This window comes from Microcoleus sp. Pol11C3 (assembly GCF_036701485.1).
Taxonomy (GTDB): Bacteria; Cyanobacteriota; Cyanobacteriia; order Cyanobacteriales; family Microcoleaceae; genus Microcoleus.
Genome location: NZ_JAUBQW010000001.1, coordinates 17,314 through 32,558, shown reverse-complemented (window position 1 = coordinate 32,558; position 15,245 = coordinate 17,314). Strand labels below are relative to the sequence as shown.

The following is a 15,245-nucleotide window of genomic DNA, read 5'->3' as shown; positions in this document are numbered from 1 at the left end:
CGAACCGTTTTTGTGATGGTAATTGACGGGTATGAAATTATACTATTTTGACAAAAGATTACGCTCAAATAAATAGACTTCTTGCAAAAGTCCTTTTAAGCAAATTTTCGGACGGGCAAGATGCCAATCCCACAACAGAAAAAACTTTTTGTGGGATGGGCATCTTGCCCATACCAGCTATTTTTGCAAGAGGTCTAATGTTATGTTTGTTTACAATGTCTCTGCTCAGAAGGTGCGTCGCTGTTAACTTGTGGATATTTTTTAGGGATTGTTGATGGCGACACACCCTACGATTACTTTAGTCCTCTGATTTTTCAAGAGGACTAAAGTCCTTACTACAAACCAAAATTACCTAACGCAGCGCAGGCTTGTGTCAACCATTCAATTGTTGCTGCATCAAGTACGGGTTCCAGTTTCTCGACTACCGAAGCGTGATAATTATTCAACCATGCTAGTTGAGTTTTGGAGAGCCGATCGACATTTATCAATTTGCGCTCAAAGGGAATATACGTCAGCGATTCAAATCCGTACCAAACTTTATCATTTTTGGAGGGCATTTCCCTGACAACATAGAGATTTTCGATGCGAATTCCGCCCCATCCCGGTTCGTAATATCCCGGTTCAATACTCGTTACCATTCCGGCTTCCAGGGGATACTGCACAGATTTGCTGATGCCGTTTGGCCCTTCGTGGCCTGCTAAAAACGCGCCGACTCCGTGCCCTGTACCGTGTCCGTAGTCTAGCTGTTCTTGCCATAATACAGCACGGGCGATCGCATCTAATTGCGCTCCCGTTGTTCCTTTGGGGAATTGCTGCATTGCACAGTTGATGTGCGCGATTAAAACTGTGGTGTAGTGTTCTATTTGTAGCGCCGTCGGTTCTCCGATACTTATTGTTCTCGTATCGTCCGTTGTACCTGCTAAATATTGCGCGCCTGAGTCCAATAACAGCAGTTCCCCCGGTTTTAACGTTATTTCTGGGCTGGGGGTTCCGTAATGTACGATCGAGCTATTGGCTCCCGCACCGGCGATCGTTCTAAAAGTTAAAGTCTGGAAATCTGTTTCTTGCTGGTAAAATCTTTCGATGCTTTCTTTTACATCAAACTCTGTCACTACCTTACCATTTTCTAGCTGTTCTGTCAACCACTTTAAAGCCAAACTTTTCGCTCGACTTGCTTTGAAATTGGCTGATTTCATCTGCTCAATTTCTACGGGATTTTTGCGAGCTTTCATCCCTTCTACCGGATGAGCATCAAAAACTATTTCGATGTTGTAGAACTGCGCTTCTTGATGGTTTAATATTAATTGATACGTGCCTGCGGTGCTGTGTTTCGGGTCTAAAAGTACCCGAACTTTATGTGGCAAATTTACGCAAGTTTCTAATGTATGCGGATAGTCTGCGTAGGGAAGCAAAGTTACATCCGCCCGCAATTCTTGCTTGATTTCTAGTGAAATTCGTTCGGGATTGGTAAACAAAAACGCTGAATCTGTGGTGACAATGGCATAGGAGATGAAAATGGGAATGTGGGGAATATCCGAACCTCGGAGGTTGAACAGCCACGCTATTTGATTCAGGTTGGTAATCGGAAGCACATCGATATTGGCGAGTTGCATCGCTTCCCTGACTCTGGCTAATTTTTCGGCGGCGGTTTCTCCTGTCAGGGATACAGGTAAGCTAAATATGGGCTCTGCATCAATCGCGGGTAAAGTCTCGGCTGTTTGCCAAGGAGTTTGCGATCGCACTTTGTCTGTCAAATTCTCCGGGATTGGTATGAGTTCAATCTCCGCCGTTGCAAATTTTTTCACCCAATTTTGATATTGCTCTGTCGCTACGGTAAACGGATCAAAACCCAGGCGAATTTTTGTGGATTTTTCTGCCGATTCTACAGCCAGTTTTTCTAAAGTTTCAATTAAGGTTAAATTTCCTTCTAAGCCGAGTTTCGATATTTGAATAATTCCAGTATCGACTTGCAATTCTGCTTGTTCGTAGTAGCGGGAATCCACAAACAACCAAGCGGAATCTTTGCCAACCAACAAATCACCGGCGGAACCCGTAAAACCGCAGATCCAAGCCCGCCGCTGCTTCGCTGCTGGAACTGATAAATTTAAGTGTTCGTCAACCGCTGGGATGAAATAGCAATCTAATTCATAATCTGCCATCAAATCGCGCAAGTCTGCCAGTTTTGCAGCGGAGGTATCTTGGATAGTTGTATTTGCTTTTAAGTTAGTAGCCACCATTTTGAAAATTCCTATTTTACTTGTTTAAAATTGTCTTCAAGCCTTTAACTAATCTCCTAATACCAGCGGTGGCGGTTGCTTTCTCCAAAGCACCGTAAGCAACCCGCAAATAGCAGCCGCTATCCATGCCGAAGGTTGTACCGGGAAGCACTGCTACGTGATATTCGCGAATTAATTGTTCTACTAATTCCATTGTATCGATTTCAGTATCAACTTTCAAAAAAAAGTAGAATGCTCCGGTGGCGGGCGAAATTGTACACAAGTTTTGGATGGTATTAAGTTCGTCTAATACGAGTTGTCGCACAGATGCGATCGCCCTTACATAATTATCGCAGTAACCTCTACCAACTTGCAAGGCTCCCAGGGCTGCATACTGAGAAATTACCGGCGGACAAATTAAGATTGTATCTTGAATCTTTATCACTGAAACGAGCAAGTGTTCTGGTATTACCATATACCCGATCCGCCAACTTGCAAAACCGTAGGCTTTGGAGAGGCTAAATAGAGAAATTGTATGTTCGCTGCTATTGGGAAAAGCGGCGGGCGAACAGTGTTTGACGCCGTTATAAGTAAAATATTCGTAAGCTTCATCGCTGATGTGATAGATGTTGTGCTGGCGACAAATTTCGTTAACTTCCCGGAGTGCTTCGGCTGAATAAACAACGCCAGTGGGATTATTTGGTGAAACGGTGACGATGGCTCGCGTTTTCTCGGTAATTGCTTGTTTTATAGCATCGATATTAAGTTGATATTTGGCGTCTGTTTCTACTATCACTGGTCGGCAATTTGCCATAATTCCCGCCATTTCGTGGTTGAAGTAATAAGGTGCTTGGATAATAATTTCGTCCCCCGCCGAAGTGATGGCGAGGATGGCGTTGGTAAACCCCATATTGCTGCCTGCGGTAACGACAATGCAGTTTTTACTGTGGATTTCTATGCCGTTATCTGTTTTGAGTTTGGCTGCGATTGCATCTTGTAATTCTGGAATTCCTTCGACGGCTTTGTATTTGTGATTGTCGGGATTTGCGAAAAATTTTGGTATTTTTTCAAATGATTCTTGTGGCGGATGGTAGTAAACTACGCCTTGTCCTAAAGATATTGTTCCCGGATTTTGGCGGATCAGTTCGCCAACTACTGGAATTATTGGCGACTGTACCGATTGCATTCGAGTAGGGTAATTTTTCATCATATATTATAGGGGCAGGTTTAGTGATAACTGAGATGTTGCACCATTCTCAATCAGGCTTTTAGGGGCGGCTAGAATGCCAACACCACATAAAATTTATCTTTTGTGGAACAGGCATCTTGCCTGTTCCTAAAAGGCTAATAGATAATGGTGCAATATATGAGTTATAATCTACGTCCTTAAGCAAGTTTAGTATTTCACGCGCCTCTCACTTCAGGATCTATGTACTTCTATTTTAGAGCCTTGCGGGGATTTAAAAACTTTAACTTGGGCGGGCAATCTTTCGCCTAATCCTTGAACGTGGGTAATCACTCCAATCAGTCTGTCTCGCTGCCGCAAAGATTCTAAAATTTGAGTAACGCTTTCGAGAGTTTCGGTATCTAAAGTACCAAATCCTTCATCGAGAAATAAGCTGCCCAAGTGAGCTCCTTGAGACAGTTTCTCTGACAAAGCTAAAGCCATTGATAAGGAAGTGGCAAAGGTTTCGCCGCCGGAAAGAGTGCGTACTCGTCTAGCTTCGCCACCGTTCCAATTATCTGCTACCCAGTATTCGCCGTCTTGGTTTCTTAGTTTGTAGCGATTTTCGGTTAATTCTTGCAAAATTAAGGTGGCGCTGCCGACTAATTCTGCTTCTAAATGTTCGAGAATGTAAGATTGAAATTCGTTGGATTTGAGATTCTGCGCTAAAGTGTGATAGGTTTGCTCTTGTTCTGTCAAATTTGTGATTTGGTCTGACAGTCTTTCAGCTTGTTCGAGATTTTGAGCTGCTACTTGAATCCAAGCTAAAAGTTCGGCGCGGCTGTTATTGGCTTGTTTGAGGTTTTCTTGGGCGGTATGTTTTGCCGATCGCACTTGTGCTAAAGTATTCTCATCGTTAGTTCTGCCTGCGATCGCCTCGCTCAAATCTTTCGCCCGCGTCTCTAACTGAATTTTTGATTCGCGGTGAGAGCGAATAGCATTTTCCCATTCAGATTGCTCCTTAACTGTCGCCACCGCTGCTAAAAATGTCTCTTCTGTGAAATCAGCCGCCGTTAATTTTGCTGACCAATCCAGGTTTAGCTGCTGTTTATGAGCCTGGGCTTGCCCAAAAGCCTCTCCAGCTTGTTGCTCTCTCTCTGCTGCTTGAATAACCTTATTTTGAGCAGTTTGATATGATTTTTCGGCAACTTTCAGCAGATTTGCCAAGTCTTGCTTGTCTTGTTCTAAGGCTTTTGCTAAATTAACATAAGGTTGGTATTCGGTAATTTGATAAAGCGCATTGACACAACTTTGCAACTGCTGTTGCCGACGGTCTGATTCGGCGATCGCATCTTGATATTCTTGCTGTTTAGCAGCTTGAGTGGCTACAGCAAAATTAAATCTTTGTTGAAAATTATCATATTCCAATGATGCCAGTTGGAACTGCTGTTCGGTTTCGCGGTATTGGCGATCGCTCTCTTTAAGGATTGCCAACTCCTGCTGCAACCCCAAGCTTTCCCAATGAGGAGTCTCCAGAATTTGAGCGATTTCCTGCTGCAATTCGGCAACTCTATTCGCAGTTAATTCGAGCATTTGAGAAATTTCTGACTCTTTTTGCAGGCAGGCTGAAACTGCGCTTTTTCCCTCAGCCTCCAACCTTTGAGCAGCTTGAAAAGCCTGATTTGTCGCCGCAAATTTCTGCTGCAAACCCGTGAGATCGACAATATTAGAATTAGGTAAAGGAGGGAGGATTTCGCTCTCAGGATGCACCCCCCCGCACACCGGGCAAGTATCGCCAGGATTTAGGGACATTCTGACAGCAGCAACACTCTCTAAACGTGCCGCTTCCGCATTAGCAGTTTGGGCCGCTTCTAATTCACGGCTGCACTCTTTTAGCCGGATTTCGGCTGCTTCTAAATTAGTGGCAACCTCCACATAATTCTGTTGAGCGCTTTCCTTCTCTGCTATAGATTTATCCAACTGTTTTTGCTGAGTTTTTCCCTGCTTGGCAATTAACTGAAATTCTATCAACAAGGGTGCAATTTGCTGCAATTGCTCTAAACGCTTTCCTCCCGGCACATACTGTTCGAGCTGTGCGGCTGTTTGAGTAACTCGAAAACCTGCACCTTGAATTTTAGTGTTAGCAGCTTGCAGTTCTTTATCTGCTGCCATAAAAAAGCGGAGTTTTTCCTGTTGATTTTTTTGGGCAAGCGCAACTTCTTTTTCTAATTGAGTGCGCTGTTCTTCATATACTTTAGCAGCAGCCAGAGCATCTTCACGAGCCTTAATTTGTGGCGCTAGCACCTCTTCTTTAGCTTTTGCTTCGTCAAGTTGCTGCTGCTCTACTGCTAGCTCAGAGCGAGCTTTAATTAACTGCTTTCGCGCTGCAACCGAGGCACTTTCGGCAGTTTCATGCTGACTGCGAGCCGATCGCACTAAAGCCCAATCTCCTTGTAAATGATTGGCAGCTTGCGCTCTTTCTAAACGCTGTGCTAAAATTGTAACCTCGGCGGAATTAGCATTTAATTCAGCCAGTTGTTTTTGTAACTCTTGCCAGCGAGCGATTTGCGAAAATAGCTGTTCCTCTTCATCTAGATTTTTCTGAGCTTTCATCACAGCGCGATCGAACTCAGGCAACTGCTGCTCTAGAATCACAAGTTGCGATCGTCTTTGAGCCACCTCATCCGCCGTCGGCGCACTCAACTCAGCTAGCTGCCTTTCCACCATTTCCCGTTCTTGTTTCAGCAACTTTGCGAGTTCATTAGTTTCCTTCCGCATCTGCTCAAAAATCTCAAACCCCGCTAGCTGCCGCAAAATTTCCCGGCGTTTTGAAGTATCCCCTTTAATAAACTCATCAAACTTGCCTTGAGGCAAAACAATTGCTCGTGTAAAAGTATCAAAATCCATTCCTAAAATCTGTTCAATGGTATTTTGAACAGCAACAATACTCGTCCCCAAAGTTTCCCATTGACCATTTTGCCAGTTGTCCAAAATTACCTTATTTTCGGGAGATTTCGGACGAAAACGCCACCTTCTGGTCACCCGATACTGGGCAGAACCCACAGCAAAACGCAACTGCACTTTTAAATTTTCGCTGCCTTGACTTGCCAAATCACTTACTTGTTTGCCGCTGCGAGTGGTCGTGCCAAAAAGAGCGTAAGTCATGGCATCTAGCAGTGAAGATTTGCCCGCGCCTGTAGCACCAGTAATTGCAAATAAATCGAGTTGAGAAAAATCTAAACGCTGTTCGTGGCGGAAGCTGGTAAATCCTTCGAGAATAAGTTCTAGTGGACGCATACTGATTTTAGATTTTAGATTTTAGATTTGGGCTTTCTATTACTCTTTACCAGGCTCTGCCTGGTAACGCAGATCCGGAGGATCTGCCTCCTATTATCCTATTTAAGCGCGAGGGATATCCTGTTGATATTGGTTCCCAGACGGAGCCTGGGAACCAGTTAAAATAAGGGGGAGGGACAAGAGTATTTAATTGTTAACTGTTTCCTTAAACTTCTTGTACAAATTGTGAAATTCCTCCAATACTTCCGGTTTCGGTGTCGTTCCCAATCGGTTTTGATAATAGTTGCAAAACTCTGCTGCCGGATCGAAATTATTGGGATCGATATTAGTTATTTCTGTTGCTTCTAGGGCTGCATCTGGATAGCGCGGTTCAATTAACAGCGCTTGAGAACAGATTTGGCGCACTCGATCGGCAAGTCCGATTTGCGGACTGTCCAGTTCGACAATTACTTTCAAAAAACCAGGATGATACTGATGAGCTTGTAAAGTTTCATCGAGATTGTCGTTATGACATTTAAGCACTTTTAACGGCTTGTGGCAAGCCACAGGCATAAATTCTACCTTTGCCTGACTTCCCGGCTCAACTTCTATCAAGCAAAATCCTTTTTCTTGTTCCGCTTCTCCAAAATCTAACTGAATCAAAGAACCGGAATAATAAGCCGGAGAAGTCTCAGAAATCCGCTGGTGAATGTGGATGTGTCCGAGGGCAACATACTGAGCTTCCGGCGGCAGAGTTTGCGCTGACAGCAGGTATTTTTCTCGCGTGTAATAAGCGACTTCGGATTTTGCCAATCGAGCGCCGTCAATACTCATGTGTCCCATGAGAATATTGACAGTATTGTCTCTAAAATCCCTGGTTAAATCTTCGAGTAAATATGCTACGATTTCGCGGTAGTCTTTGCGGCGATCGGCATCGCCCGACTGCCAGAGAGAATTAGCATCTAACAGTCTTTGTTCGGAAGCAAAAGGCATCGCTCCCACACAAAGTTTACCGCTTTTTGTATTAAGATTAATTGTGCCACCGTCTGCGGAAAGCCTGGGTTTGCCTAAAGCGCGAACACCGGCGAGGGAAAGCAATTGGGCGATGCTGTCGATGCGGGATGCCGAATCGTGATTACCGGCGATCGCAATTGCTGGAATTCCTGCCGCTTGGAGTTCGCAGAAAAAGTTATAAGCAATGCGTTCGGCGTAAGCGGGAGGGTTGGGCACGTCGAAGATGTCGCCCGCAACCAGCACAGCATCGACATCCAAGGCTTTTGCTTGCTTCAAAATCTGTTCGAGGGCGATCGCAATTTCAAAAGTGCGGTCAATTCCTCGAAAACGTCGCCCTAAATGCCAGTCAGCAGTATGAATTATTCGCATAGTACGAGGAGTATTTTGTTTATGTTAACTGAGATGTTGTACCCTTTTCAAGAACGGGCAAGATGCCCGTTCCACAAATAATGAATTTCTTGTGGAACGGGCATCTTGCCGGTTCATAAAAGCCTGATTTAAAATGGTAAAATATCTCAGTTTTAATGATTTGTGCGATCGCGGTATAAATATCTGCCACTGTTTATACCTCTTCCTGTTCTCTAATTGCTATTTCAATCTCATCAGGATATGCCTCAGCATAAGCCCAAGCATTCGCCAAGTCAGCGGCACGCAGAGTCGGATAGTCTTCTAGGAGTTCAGCCTCAGAAATACCTAAACGGCGAGCATTAACCAGCACCCAAACAGGAATTCGCGTTTGTCTGATGCAAGCATCGCCGCCGCACACGCCGGGAGTCTTTTGAATTCCCGACCAAAATTTTCTTAAACTTTGGGCTAGTAATTCTATAGCTTGAGCCTTCTCTTCGGGAGTTAAAGCTAAGAGTTGCGGTTGCAATTCTTTCAGTGTCGTATTGGCAGTTATTGAGTTCATAAATATTAACTTTTTTTCCTTACAGGTATTCTAGCACTGGTGGCTAAATCCAAACTTTCATTCAACAGGCTTCACATCGTGAAACCGAGTATAATCAACCACCCGCCCTCCCGTCGCCGATTTCAAAAGAATATCTACAAATCGCATATTCCACATAATTTCAGATGCTACAAAAGAATGTCGCGCATGAATAGTTTGCGAAACTGTTTCGTCAATTCCTGTTAAAGTAATTACAATTTCCGCTTGCTGATCCATCAAGTCTTGGGCAGTAAGTTGGTACAAAGGACTGCTCTCTTCAATTGCGTGCATAACCGTCCAAGTTAAGGCAAAAATCGGAGACTGACTCCGCACCAATTGCAAATCGTAAAAACGCCGCATAAATTCTCCTTCCGGTGTTACCTCGTCACGGATCAAAGTAGCTCGCTGCTGCGCTTCTAAAATTTGGTTAAAACGCTGATTTGCCGTGCGGTACATCAGAGTCGGAACGCCGTTGAAAGGAGCGATTACAGCTACGCGACTGAAGATAACTCTAGCTGTTGGTCGAGAAAATCTCGAAAAAGCCAGTCCCGTCACCATCGCCACTCCCCACAAAGCAAAAAGCGCTTGGATCGCGACTATAGTATTAGCGTAATCCGTGCGCGGATACATAGAGCCGTAGCCGATCGTCGCCATTGTTTGCACGCTGAAATAAAAGGCATCTGGGAAAGAACCCGGCCGTGCGTTAGCAATGCAATCTCCTCCCGCCAAGTAAGCTAAGGCAAATAAAGAATTCGTGACTGTATAGGAGAGACAAATCAGCAGCAAAAATTGTGGCCAAGAAAGAGTTAGCAGCCTGTGGTAGAGGTCGGCAAAATGCAGGCGAGGTACTCCCAACTTGACTATATTTAAGGGGAATTGTCCTTGGCGGCTGACTAAACGTGCCTGTTCCTGGCGGTTGCGGTGAATTTTCATTGCGATTTGTAACTACTGCTGTTTCAATTTGTAACTATTGCTTTGACCTGGAAAACTTATCCTTTAGACTGATGTCTGATTCCAAAAATTCAGATAAAAGCGGAGTTTAGAAATGGTTGAGCTTAACTGGCATGACTATCTCGTTATGGTTTCTTTTGTGGCATCTATTGTGGGTCTAGTCCTGCTGGGCGATAATCGCAACTCGCACCCAACGGACGATCGCACTTTGAGCGAAGAAATCCTAATCAAGATGAGCTTTACTTACTGGATAGTGTACTGCATCTCTTTTTTCGGGCTGAAACTTCACCTACCAGAGGATAGCTGGTTATTGCTCAGTTTGAAGCTGACTACAGTTCTTTCTTACTTGTTGACTGCTTCTAGCATACTCAGCCTGCCGCTGCAACGCATGGCTGTCCGACAAGTTGAAGATTAACAAAAGGTGTTTGTAGTGAGGATTTCAGTTCTTTCGATCGCGGTGAAGAAAAACTAAAGTCCTGACTGCAAAGCTATTGGAGTTATATTACGGGGCAATAAGCTCACAGCTAGCTGTGAGCTCGTTTAATGGTTTATTATCCGACGGATGCAGACTAACCCGCCCAAAATGGCTAGGGTCGATCGCACTCATACTTGAAATTGCCCTTCTGTTTCTGCTGTCCCTGGGCTGTGGCCATCTCATCGAGTATCCGTTGGCGAAGCCGGCGCATTAGGGCATAGCAGTATGCCACGAACTTAGCTAGTTAGGATTTAAAGCCTTTAGAGCTTTTCTTTTTCTCCTGCGGTTTGGACTTTGACTTATTAACTTCGCCTAAAGCTTCCTGAAATAAGTTGTGCAGGTGCAGGGGAACGCTGGCAATTTCCGGGAGTTCGGGTTCTAAGGGTTTTTTAAACTCTTGCAGCAGGGCATCTAAATCGCGATCGATCTGAAAGTCTGTACGTTCCAATACGGTTTGCAAAATTTGTTCTAATTTCGCTGGATTAACTTTAGCTAACCGTTGCCAAATCCAGACATTAATTGCAGGATCTTCTAGATAGTTACGCACCAGCTTTTCGTAACCGGGAACGGTTGAAAAGTCTTCGGCTGCTAGCAGTGCAGTAAATTGAGCGTAAGTAGACAAAAAGGTTTGTCCCCAGCGAGGATGAGAAAGTGCTGTCACCTGTTCGGCTTTCTTGAAGCGATCGGGCAATTCGACTTTCGGCATTACCATTTTTGAATTAGCATTGCTGTCGAGCATTACCTCAACTGCCTTAGCATCGGCACCTGCAGCCGCGATTGCTGCTGCTTTGACTTCTTCTCGATCGACTCCGGCATCTTCAACGATATCCGCCAGAGATTTAGTTCCATCAACGCCGATATCAGCTAGGCGTTTTTTAGTGATTACTTCCTGAAATTCAGCCAACTGTTTATTCAAGTAATATCCCGATAGCGTCACTTCCTCACTGCCAAAAAATTCGGTAAAATCTTCGTGGTAGTGTTCTACCGACTGCCAAGCTTGCTCTAACAATTCCGGCGCATCGCTGTACAGGTTCTTTTTGTGATTTTGCTTGAAATTGCCGATCGCCACAGCCAACTTCGGCTTGCCCAATTTCCCCATCGGTATCGGAGGGCCAGAAAGTATCCACCAGTCATCGGTAAGGGGAGAAATCCGACCCCGCAAGATTTCTCCTAACTTAAAGCGAGACATTTCTGCAAGAAAATTAGGACTATTGGGCTTGACAACGTAGTGCTTAGCCGTCAGCCAGTTCATCAGTTCAAAGCTGTCGGGGGAAAGCTGAGTGATTTCAAATAAGCCGGTGAAGCTTCTATGTTGCCAACTTTCTAGCAAGCTGCGATCGCTTTGGGTTAAATCCGGCTGACTTTCGACAAATAGGTCGATCGGCGTTTTCTCTCCGACTTTAGCTTCGACTGTAAAACTGTCAATCACTTGATTTTGCTGAGCAATGTCGTAGCGTTCGCCGGTCGATCGAGCTGCAGCATAAGCTTCCAAAGCTACCGCCAACTCTCCCTCAGCATCCAGCACAAAGTCAATTAAATTTTGCTTGAGTGTCCAAGCTCTTTCCAACATTTCATCCACAAGTAATACCAATTTAGAATGAGAGGATTTAGATTAACAATTATTCGACTTGAAGCCACCAACGCTTTACGATCCGGCTGCGATTGAAGAAAGCGCATCGCGAACAATGACAAAAATATGCGATCGATACCTCAGTCCTGAATAAGTTTAATTTTAAGGCTAATAGTCAAAAAAAAATGTTAATCTCAAACGCAAGCATCCCGATTTTGTAAAAAGCGTTTATTTATTAAGAGTGCGATCGTCCCGCACAGCAAAGCCTCTACCTCTCTAGCGAGTTCTCGCAGCGAACAGTCCTGTGAAATAAAAATCGTCCTGAAAAATGCGATTTCAAGCGAGCATAAAAATACCCTCTCCGATGTAGAGAGGGGCTGAAAATCCCCAAAAACTTCGCTCAACTCGCGTTAAAAACTGTGCTACCTCTCAACAAAAGTCCAAGACGCAGCAGCCGGGTTTTTTTTGATCAAACACTTCCCTCCATTCCGGTACCCGGCTAAAAATAACCGGAACGCTTGAGTTTGTGTGCCTCCAAGACTGAAAAATACTTGGCGTCAGCCCTTAGCGGCCGTCTTTGTCAATATCGCCAGGAACAGCGCGTTCCACCCGCTCCCAAGCGTCGCGCGTGGCGTGCTTGGCTTTTTCCCACTTCAGATTAGACTTACCGCGATTTGTTTCGTAGTCGCGCTGCAAATCGGGTTCGATCTCGTGGAATTGCTTACCAGTACCGCCATAGCGGCTGTATCCCTCATAACCGGTGCGGTATGCAGGCTGATAGTCTTCGTAAGTCACGCTCGTGTCGGCGTAAGGACGGGAACTGTAGTTGCTTTGCCAGTAAGCATCTTCTACCGTAGGGTCGATCGCCTCGGCCACACCTTTGCCCGCCAAACCGCCGCCAAACGCACCCACAACAGCGCCGACAACTGCTCCTACAGGCCCGCCGATGGCACCGCCGATCGCAGCACCCGCAGCACCCGCACTCGCCGCACCTATACCCGTTCCCACTGGATGAGCCCCCTTTTCCCCGGACAGCGGGTCGAGGTTAGCATCAGGTTCATGTACCGTTTTTTTGTCATCGCTCATGATATTTTTTTCCTTTTATCTAACTGTAACTATTATTAAATTTACCTTTTAAATTCCTATCTATTCATCTGCCTTAAGGATGAATCTGCTAGCTTTAAAACGAGGGAAGTGAGAAGATACTTCTCCACTCCCAAAGTAGTTTTACACGTTACTCTCAAGCGATAAGGTGCGCCGAGGCGCACCCTAGATAGGTTCAAGTGAGTTCTGAGATCGGCTCACTTGTCTACTCCCGGAAGCTGTGTATTTACCAGCAACTTGAGTTAGATATAAATCTCTTGATTTATTACTTGCCCGTGACCTTTTCGATCAAATCTTCAGCTTTTTGAACTATGCCTTCTTGCGGGTGTTCTCCGTTGAACTCCTTTAAGCTTTCGTCGTAAGCTTTCTCGACCTTTGCAGGATTTTGAGATGTTTTGACTATTTCTTCGTAAGCTGCTTGGGGATTGAGATCCTCGAAACTTTCTGCGGGGTCAGTAATTTTAGCTTCTGGCGGCGCCTGAGTTCTGTCTTGACCTGCGTAAGCAGCCTGACTGGGTACTACTGCTAGACTTAGCAGACCAATGAAAGCCAGCGTACACACCAGCAAAATGCTTTGGCTCAATGTTTGTCCGAGAGCTTTTAAAACCCGCTTCATATCAACTTCTCCTCGTATTTTTCCGCAAAAATTATGGTGTTTGTCGCCCCTTCACTGCGATCGCACATTGACAACCTTGGTTCAAGCGCAATCTTTGTCGCAGCTACCGCATCTAGAGCGAGCGAAAAGGGATGTTTCCGATAATGTCCAATATCTTAAGCGCCTGCTTGTTAGAATTACTTCTACCAAAAGATAGATTAGTTAGACAAGCTGAACTCATCTCCTATGAGGGGCGAGCGCAATTCCTGCGAGGAACCCTATCTAGGAGTTTTCCCATCAATTACGAAGCCCCTGAGTCTTCTCTTTCGGCGCGTCTTTCGCGTCTTCGCAGTTCGGGAAAAAATCCCATTTACCAACATTTTAAATTGCTATAAATAACCAAATGAACTACAAAACCACCTGCTCTATGTCTAGGTTTCTGTTCTGCATAGCTCGTTCAAATAGCTCTGTAGAAAGAGCTTGTTCTACCGACCAAACGCCAGGTTTTTCCAGTTTGCCTTCTAACATTAATTGAGCTATGCTGCCAGTACCGATGCCAGTTGCGGCGGCAGCATTGGGGTGTATCGCTGTCGAGCAAACTTTAGCGGGTTGACCGTTTTTGAGACCAGTTACTTGCGATCGCACTGCCACGCCAACCCCACTAAAACTATTAGTAACACTGGTCATCCCGTAACTGACGTAGGATAGAAATTCAATCACCGAGTTATTTTTGAGCCAGCTAGCGGGCCAATAGTTAGCAACAAACCAGGTAAGGTGATTGTAAAGGTCGGGAGACGTACCGAATTTAGTTACAACTGATTTGACGGGGAAAGTTTCGGGCAAAGTAATTGCTTCCGGCATATCGAACCAGTAAACCCCTGTTTTACCGTAGGGTGCGGGAAATTCAATTGTTTCGCGCTTGCTGTAGGGTTTTACTTGCTGCCACTTGCGATCGGCCCAAACCTCAAAAGGGGTTTGCAAGCCTAAAAAAGTAGTTCTCATAACGGTAACGCCAGCACCGCCAGAACCTCCGACAACATAACTCAAATGGATGTGTTCTGCTTCATCTAATTGTTCCACATCTCGGCGCACCATGCTGTTAGACACGCCGGGGAAAATGCCCGTATTAATAATAGCAGTAATCCCAGCATTTTTAGCAGTTTCGCCCAATTCTAAAGCTCTGCGAGTAAAACTGCGGCTGTCGCTGACATCAGTATAATTAACACCTGCTTCTATGCAAGTTTTCAATACGCTGGCGTCTCGGTAGTGAAAAGGCCCCGCACAGTGAACGACGAGGTTAGATGATGAAACCGCTTGGTGCAGGGCTGCACTGTCTGCTAAATCTAAAGTTTGGTACTGCACCCGATCCGGTGGCAATTCCGGCGTAATAGAGCCTTCAGGGTTGCGTCCGGTAATAGTAATTTCTGCATCGGTATGGGTAACAAGGTCTTGGGCAACGCTGCTGCCAATTCGTCCCCGCCCGCCGACAATCAAAACTCGATTTGCCATTGCTAAAAAAAGGGTAACGCCATTTCTCAGTTTCTCAACTTGGGGCCGGCGTTTTCATCCGCATAAAGTATGAATTGAGGAGAATGCGAGATGCTGGGGGATCCGCGGCGATCGCCCTGATCCGGAAATGCGGAGCGACTTCTACCAGCGACTTGCCTGTTCTGCTTTCATTAGAGGTTTGGCTGCGACACTAAGTTCAAAAATGCCTTCAGCGTTAACTTGTTCTTCTAATATTGAGAATTTTATCGATGGAATATACTCTCTGATCCAAAAATATTTAAACCGATTTGATGAAACGCAAACCCTCGCCACCAAGCGCGAAAGATGCACAGGATTTAGAAAGGGTATTGAGGGCGATCGCAAATCGTTTTCCGTTCACAGGGAATCAACCAGAAAAAATTCTCGCACTCGCACACTCATAAATCAATACAGATAAACGCAG

At 45.2% G+C, this 15,245-nt stretch carries 12 protein-coding genes; 2 read left to right on the top strand and 10 right to left on the bottom strand.

What is annotated here, in order from left to right:
- Positions 1-335: 335 nt before the first annotated feature.
- The 6 genes from QUA40_RS00145 to QUA40_RS00120 all read right to left on the bottom strand — a co-directional run bounded on the left by QUA40_RS00145 (position 336) and on the right by QUA40_RS00120 (position 9,532).
- On the bottom strand, positions 336-2,237 hold the full coding sequence (locus QUA40_RS00145; RefSeq protein WP_333120806.1) for an aminopeptidase P family protein: 1,902 nt from the start codon (positions 2,235-2,237) through the stop codon (positions 336-338).
- A 16-nt stretch (positions 2,238-2,253) separates the two neighbouring features.
- The gene (locus tag QUA40_RS00140) at positions 2,254-3,423 is read right to left on the bottom strand and encodes a pyridoxal phosphate-dependent aminotransferase (protein WP_333120990.1); all 1,170 of its coding nucleotides are present in this window, start codon (positions 3,421-3,423) and stop codon (positions 2,254-2,256) included.
- Positions 3,424-3,636: 213 nt separating this feature from the next.
- A complete protein-coding gene (locus QUA40_RS00135; protein ID WP_333120805.1) occupies positions 3,637-6,678 on the bottom strand; it encodes an SMC family ATPase in 3,042 nt (1,013 codons plus the stop codon).
- Positions 6,679-6,864: 186 nt separating this feature from the next.
- Positions 6,865-8,040 (bottom strand): exonuclease SbcCD subunit D, encoded by a 1,176-nt coding sequence (locus QUA40_RS00130; protein WP_333120803.1) that lies wholly within the window; start codon positions 8,038-8,040, stop codon positions 6,865-6,867.
- Between the two features lie 193 nt (positions 8,041-8,233).
- The gene (locus QUA40_RS00125; RefSeq protein WP_333120801.1) at positions 8,234-8,581 is read right to left on the bottom strand and encodes a DUF433 domain-containing protein; all 348 of its coding nucleotides are present in this window, start codon (positions 8,579-8,581) and stop codon (positions 8,234-8,236) included.
- A gap of 57 nt (positions 8,582-8,638) precedes the next feature.
- The gene (locus tag QUA40_RS00120; RefSeq protein WP_333120800.1) at positions 8,639-9,532 is read right to left on the bottom strand and encodes an ion channel; all 894 of its coding nucleotides are present in this window, start codon (positions 9,530-9,532) and stop codon (positions 8,639-8,641) included.
- A 112-nt stretch (positions 9,533-9,644) separates the two neighbouring features.
- On the opposite strand from QUA40_RS00120, the gene QUA40_RS00115 reads away from it, so the two are divergent.
- The gene (locus QUA40_RS00115) at positions 9,645-9,965 is read left to right on the top strand and encodes a hypothetical protein (RefSeq protein WP_333120799.1); all 321 of its coding nucleotides are present in this window, start codon (positions 9,645-9,647) and stop codon (positions 9,963-9,965) included.
- Between the two features lie 304 nt (positions 9,966-10,269).
- On the opposite strand, the gene QUA40_RS00110 is transcribed toward QUA40_RS00115, so the two are convergent.
- The 4 genes from QUA40_RS00110 to QUA40_RS00095 all read right to left on the bottom strand — a co-directional run bounded on the left by QUA40_RS00110 (position 10,270) and on the right by QUA40_RS00095 (position 14,803).
- The gene (locus QUA40_RS00110) at positions 10,270-11,604 is read right to left on the bottom strand and encodes a hypothetical protein (protein ID WP_333120798.1); all 1,335 of its coding nucleotides are present in this window, start codon (positions 11,602-11,604) and stop codon (positions 10,270-10,272) included.
- A 555-nt stretch (positions 11,605-12,159) separates the two neighbouring features.
- On the bottom strand, positions 12,160-12,681 hold the full coding sequence (locus QUA40_RS00105; RefSeq protein WP_333120797.1) for a hypothetical protein: 522 nt from the start codon (positions 12,679-12,681) through the stop codon (positions 12,160-12,162).
- A 283-nt stretch (positions 12,682-12,964) separates the two neighbouring features.
- Positions 12,965-13,315: a hypothetical protein gene (locus QUA40_RS00100; RefSeq protein WP_333120796.1), complete on the bottom strand. Its 351-nt coding sequence runs from the start codon at positions 13,313-13,315 to the stop codon at positions 12,965-12,967.
- Between the two features lie 387 nt (positions 13,316-13,702).
- Positions 13,703-14,803: a saccharopine dehydrogenase NADP-binding domain-containing protein gene (locus tag QUA40_RS00095; protein WP_333120794.1), complete on the bottom strand. Its 1,101-nt coding sequence runs from the start codon at positions 14,801-14,803 to the stop codon at positions 13,703-13,705.
- 290 nt (positions 14,804-15,093) lie between these two features.
- Between QUA40_RS00095 and QUA40_RS00090 the strand changes: the two genes are divergently transcribed.
- On the top strand, positions 15,094-15,225 hold the full coding sequence (locus tag QUA40_RS00090) for a hypothetical protein (RefSeq protein WP_333120793.1): 132 nt from the start codon (positions 15,094-15,096) through the stop codon (positions 15,223-15,225).
- The last annotated feature ends 20 nt before the right edge of the window (positions 15,226-15,245 follow it).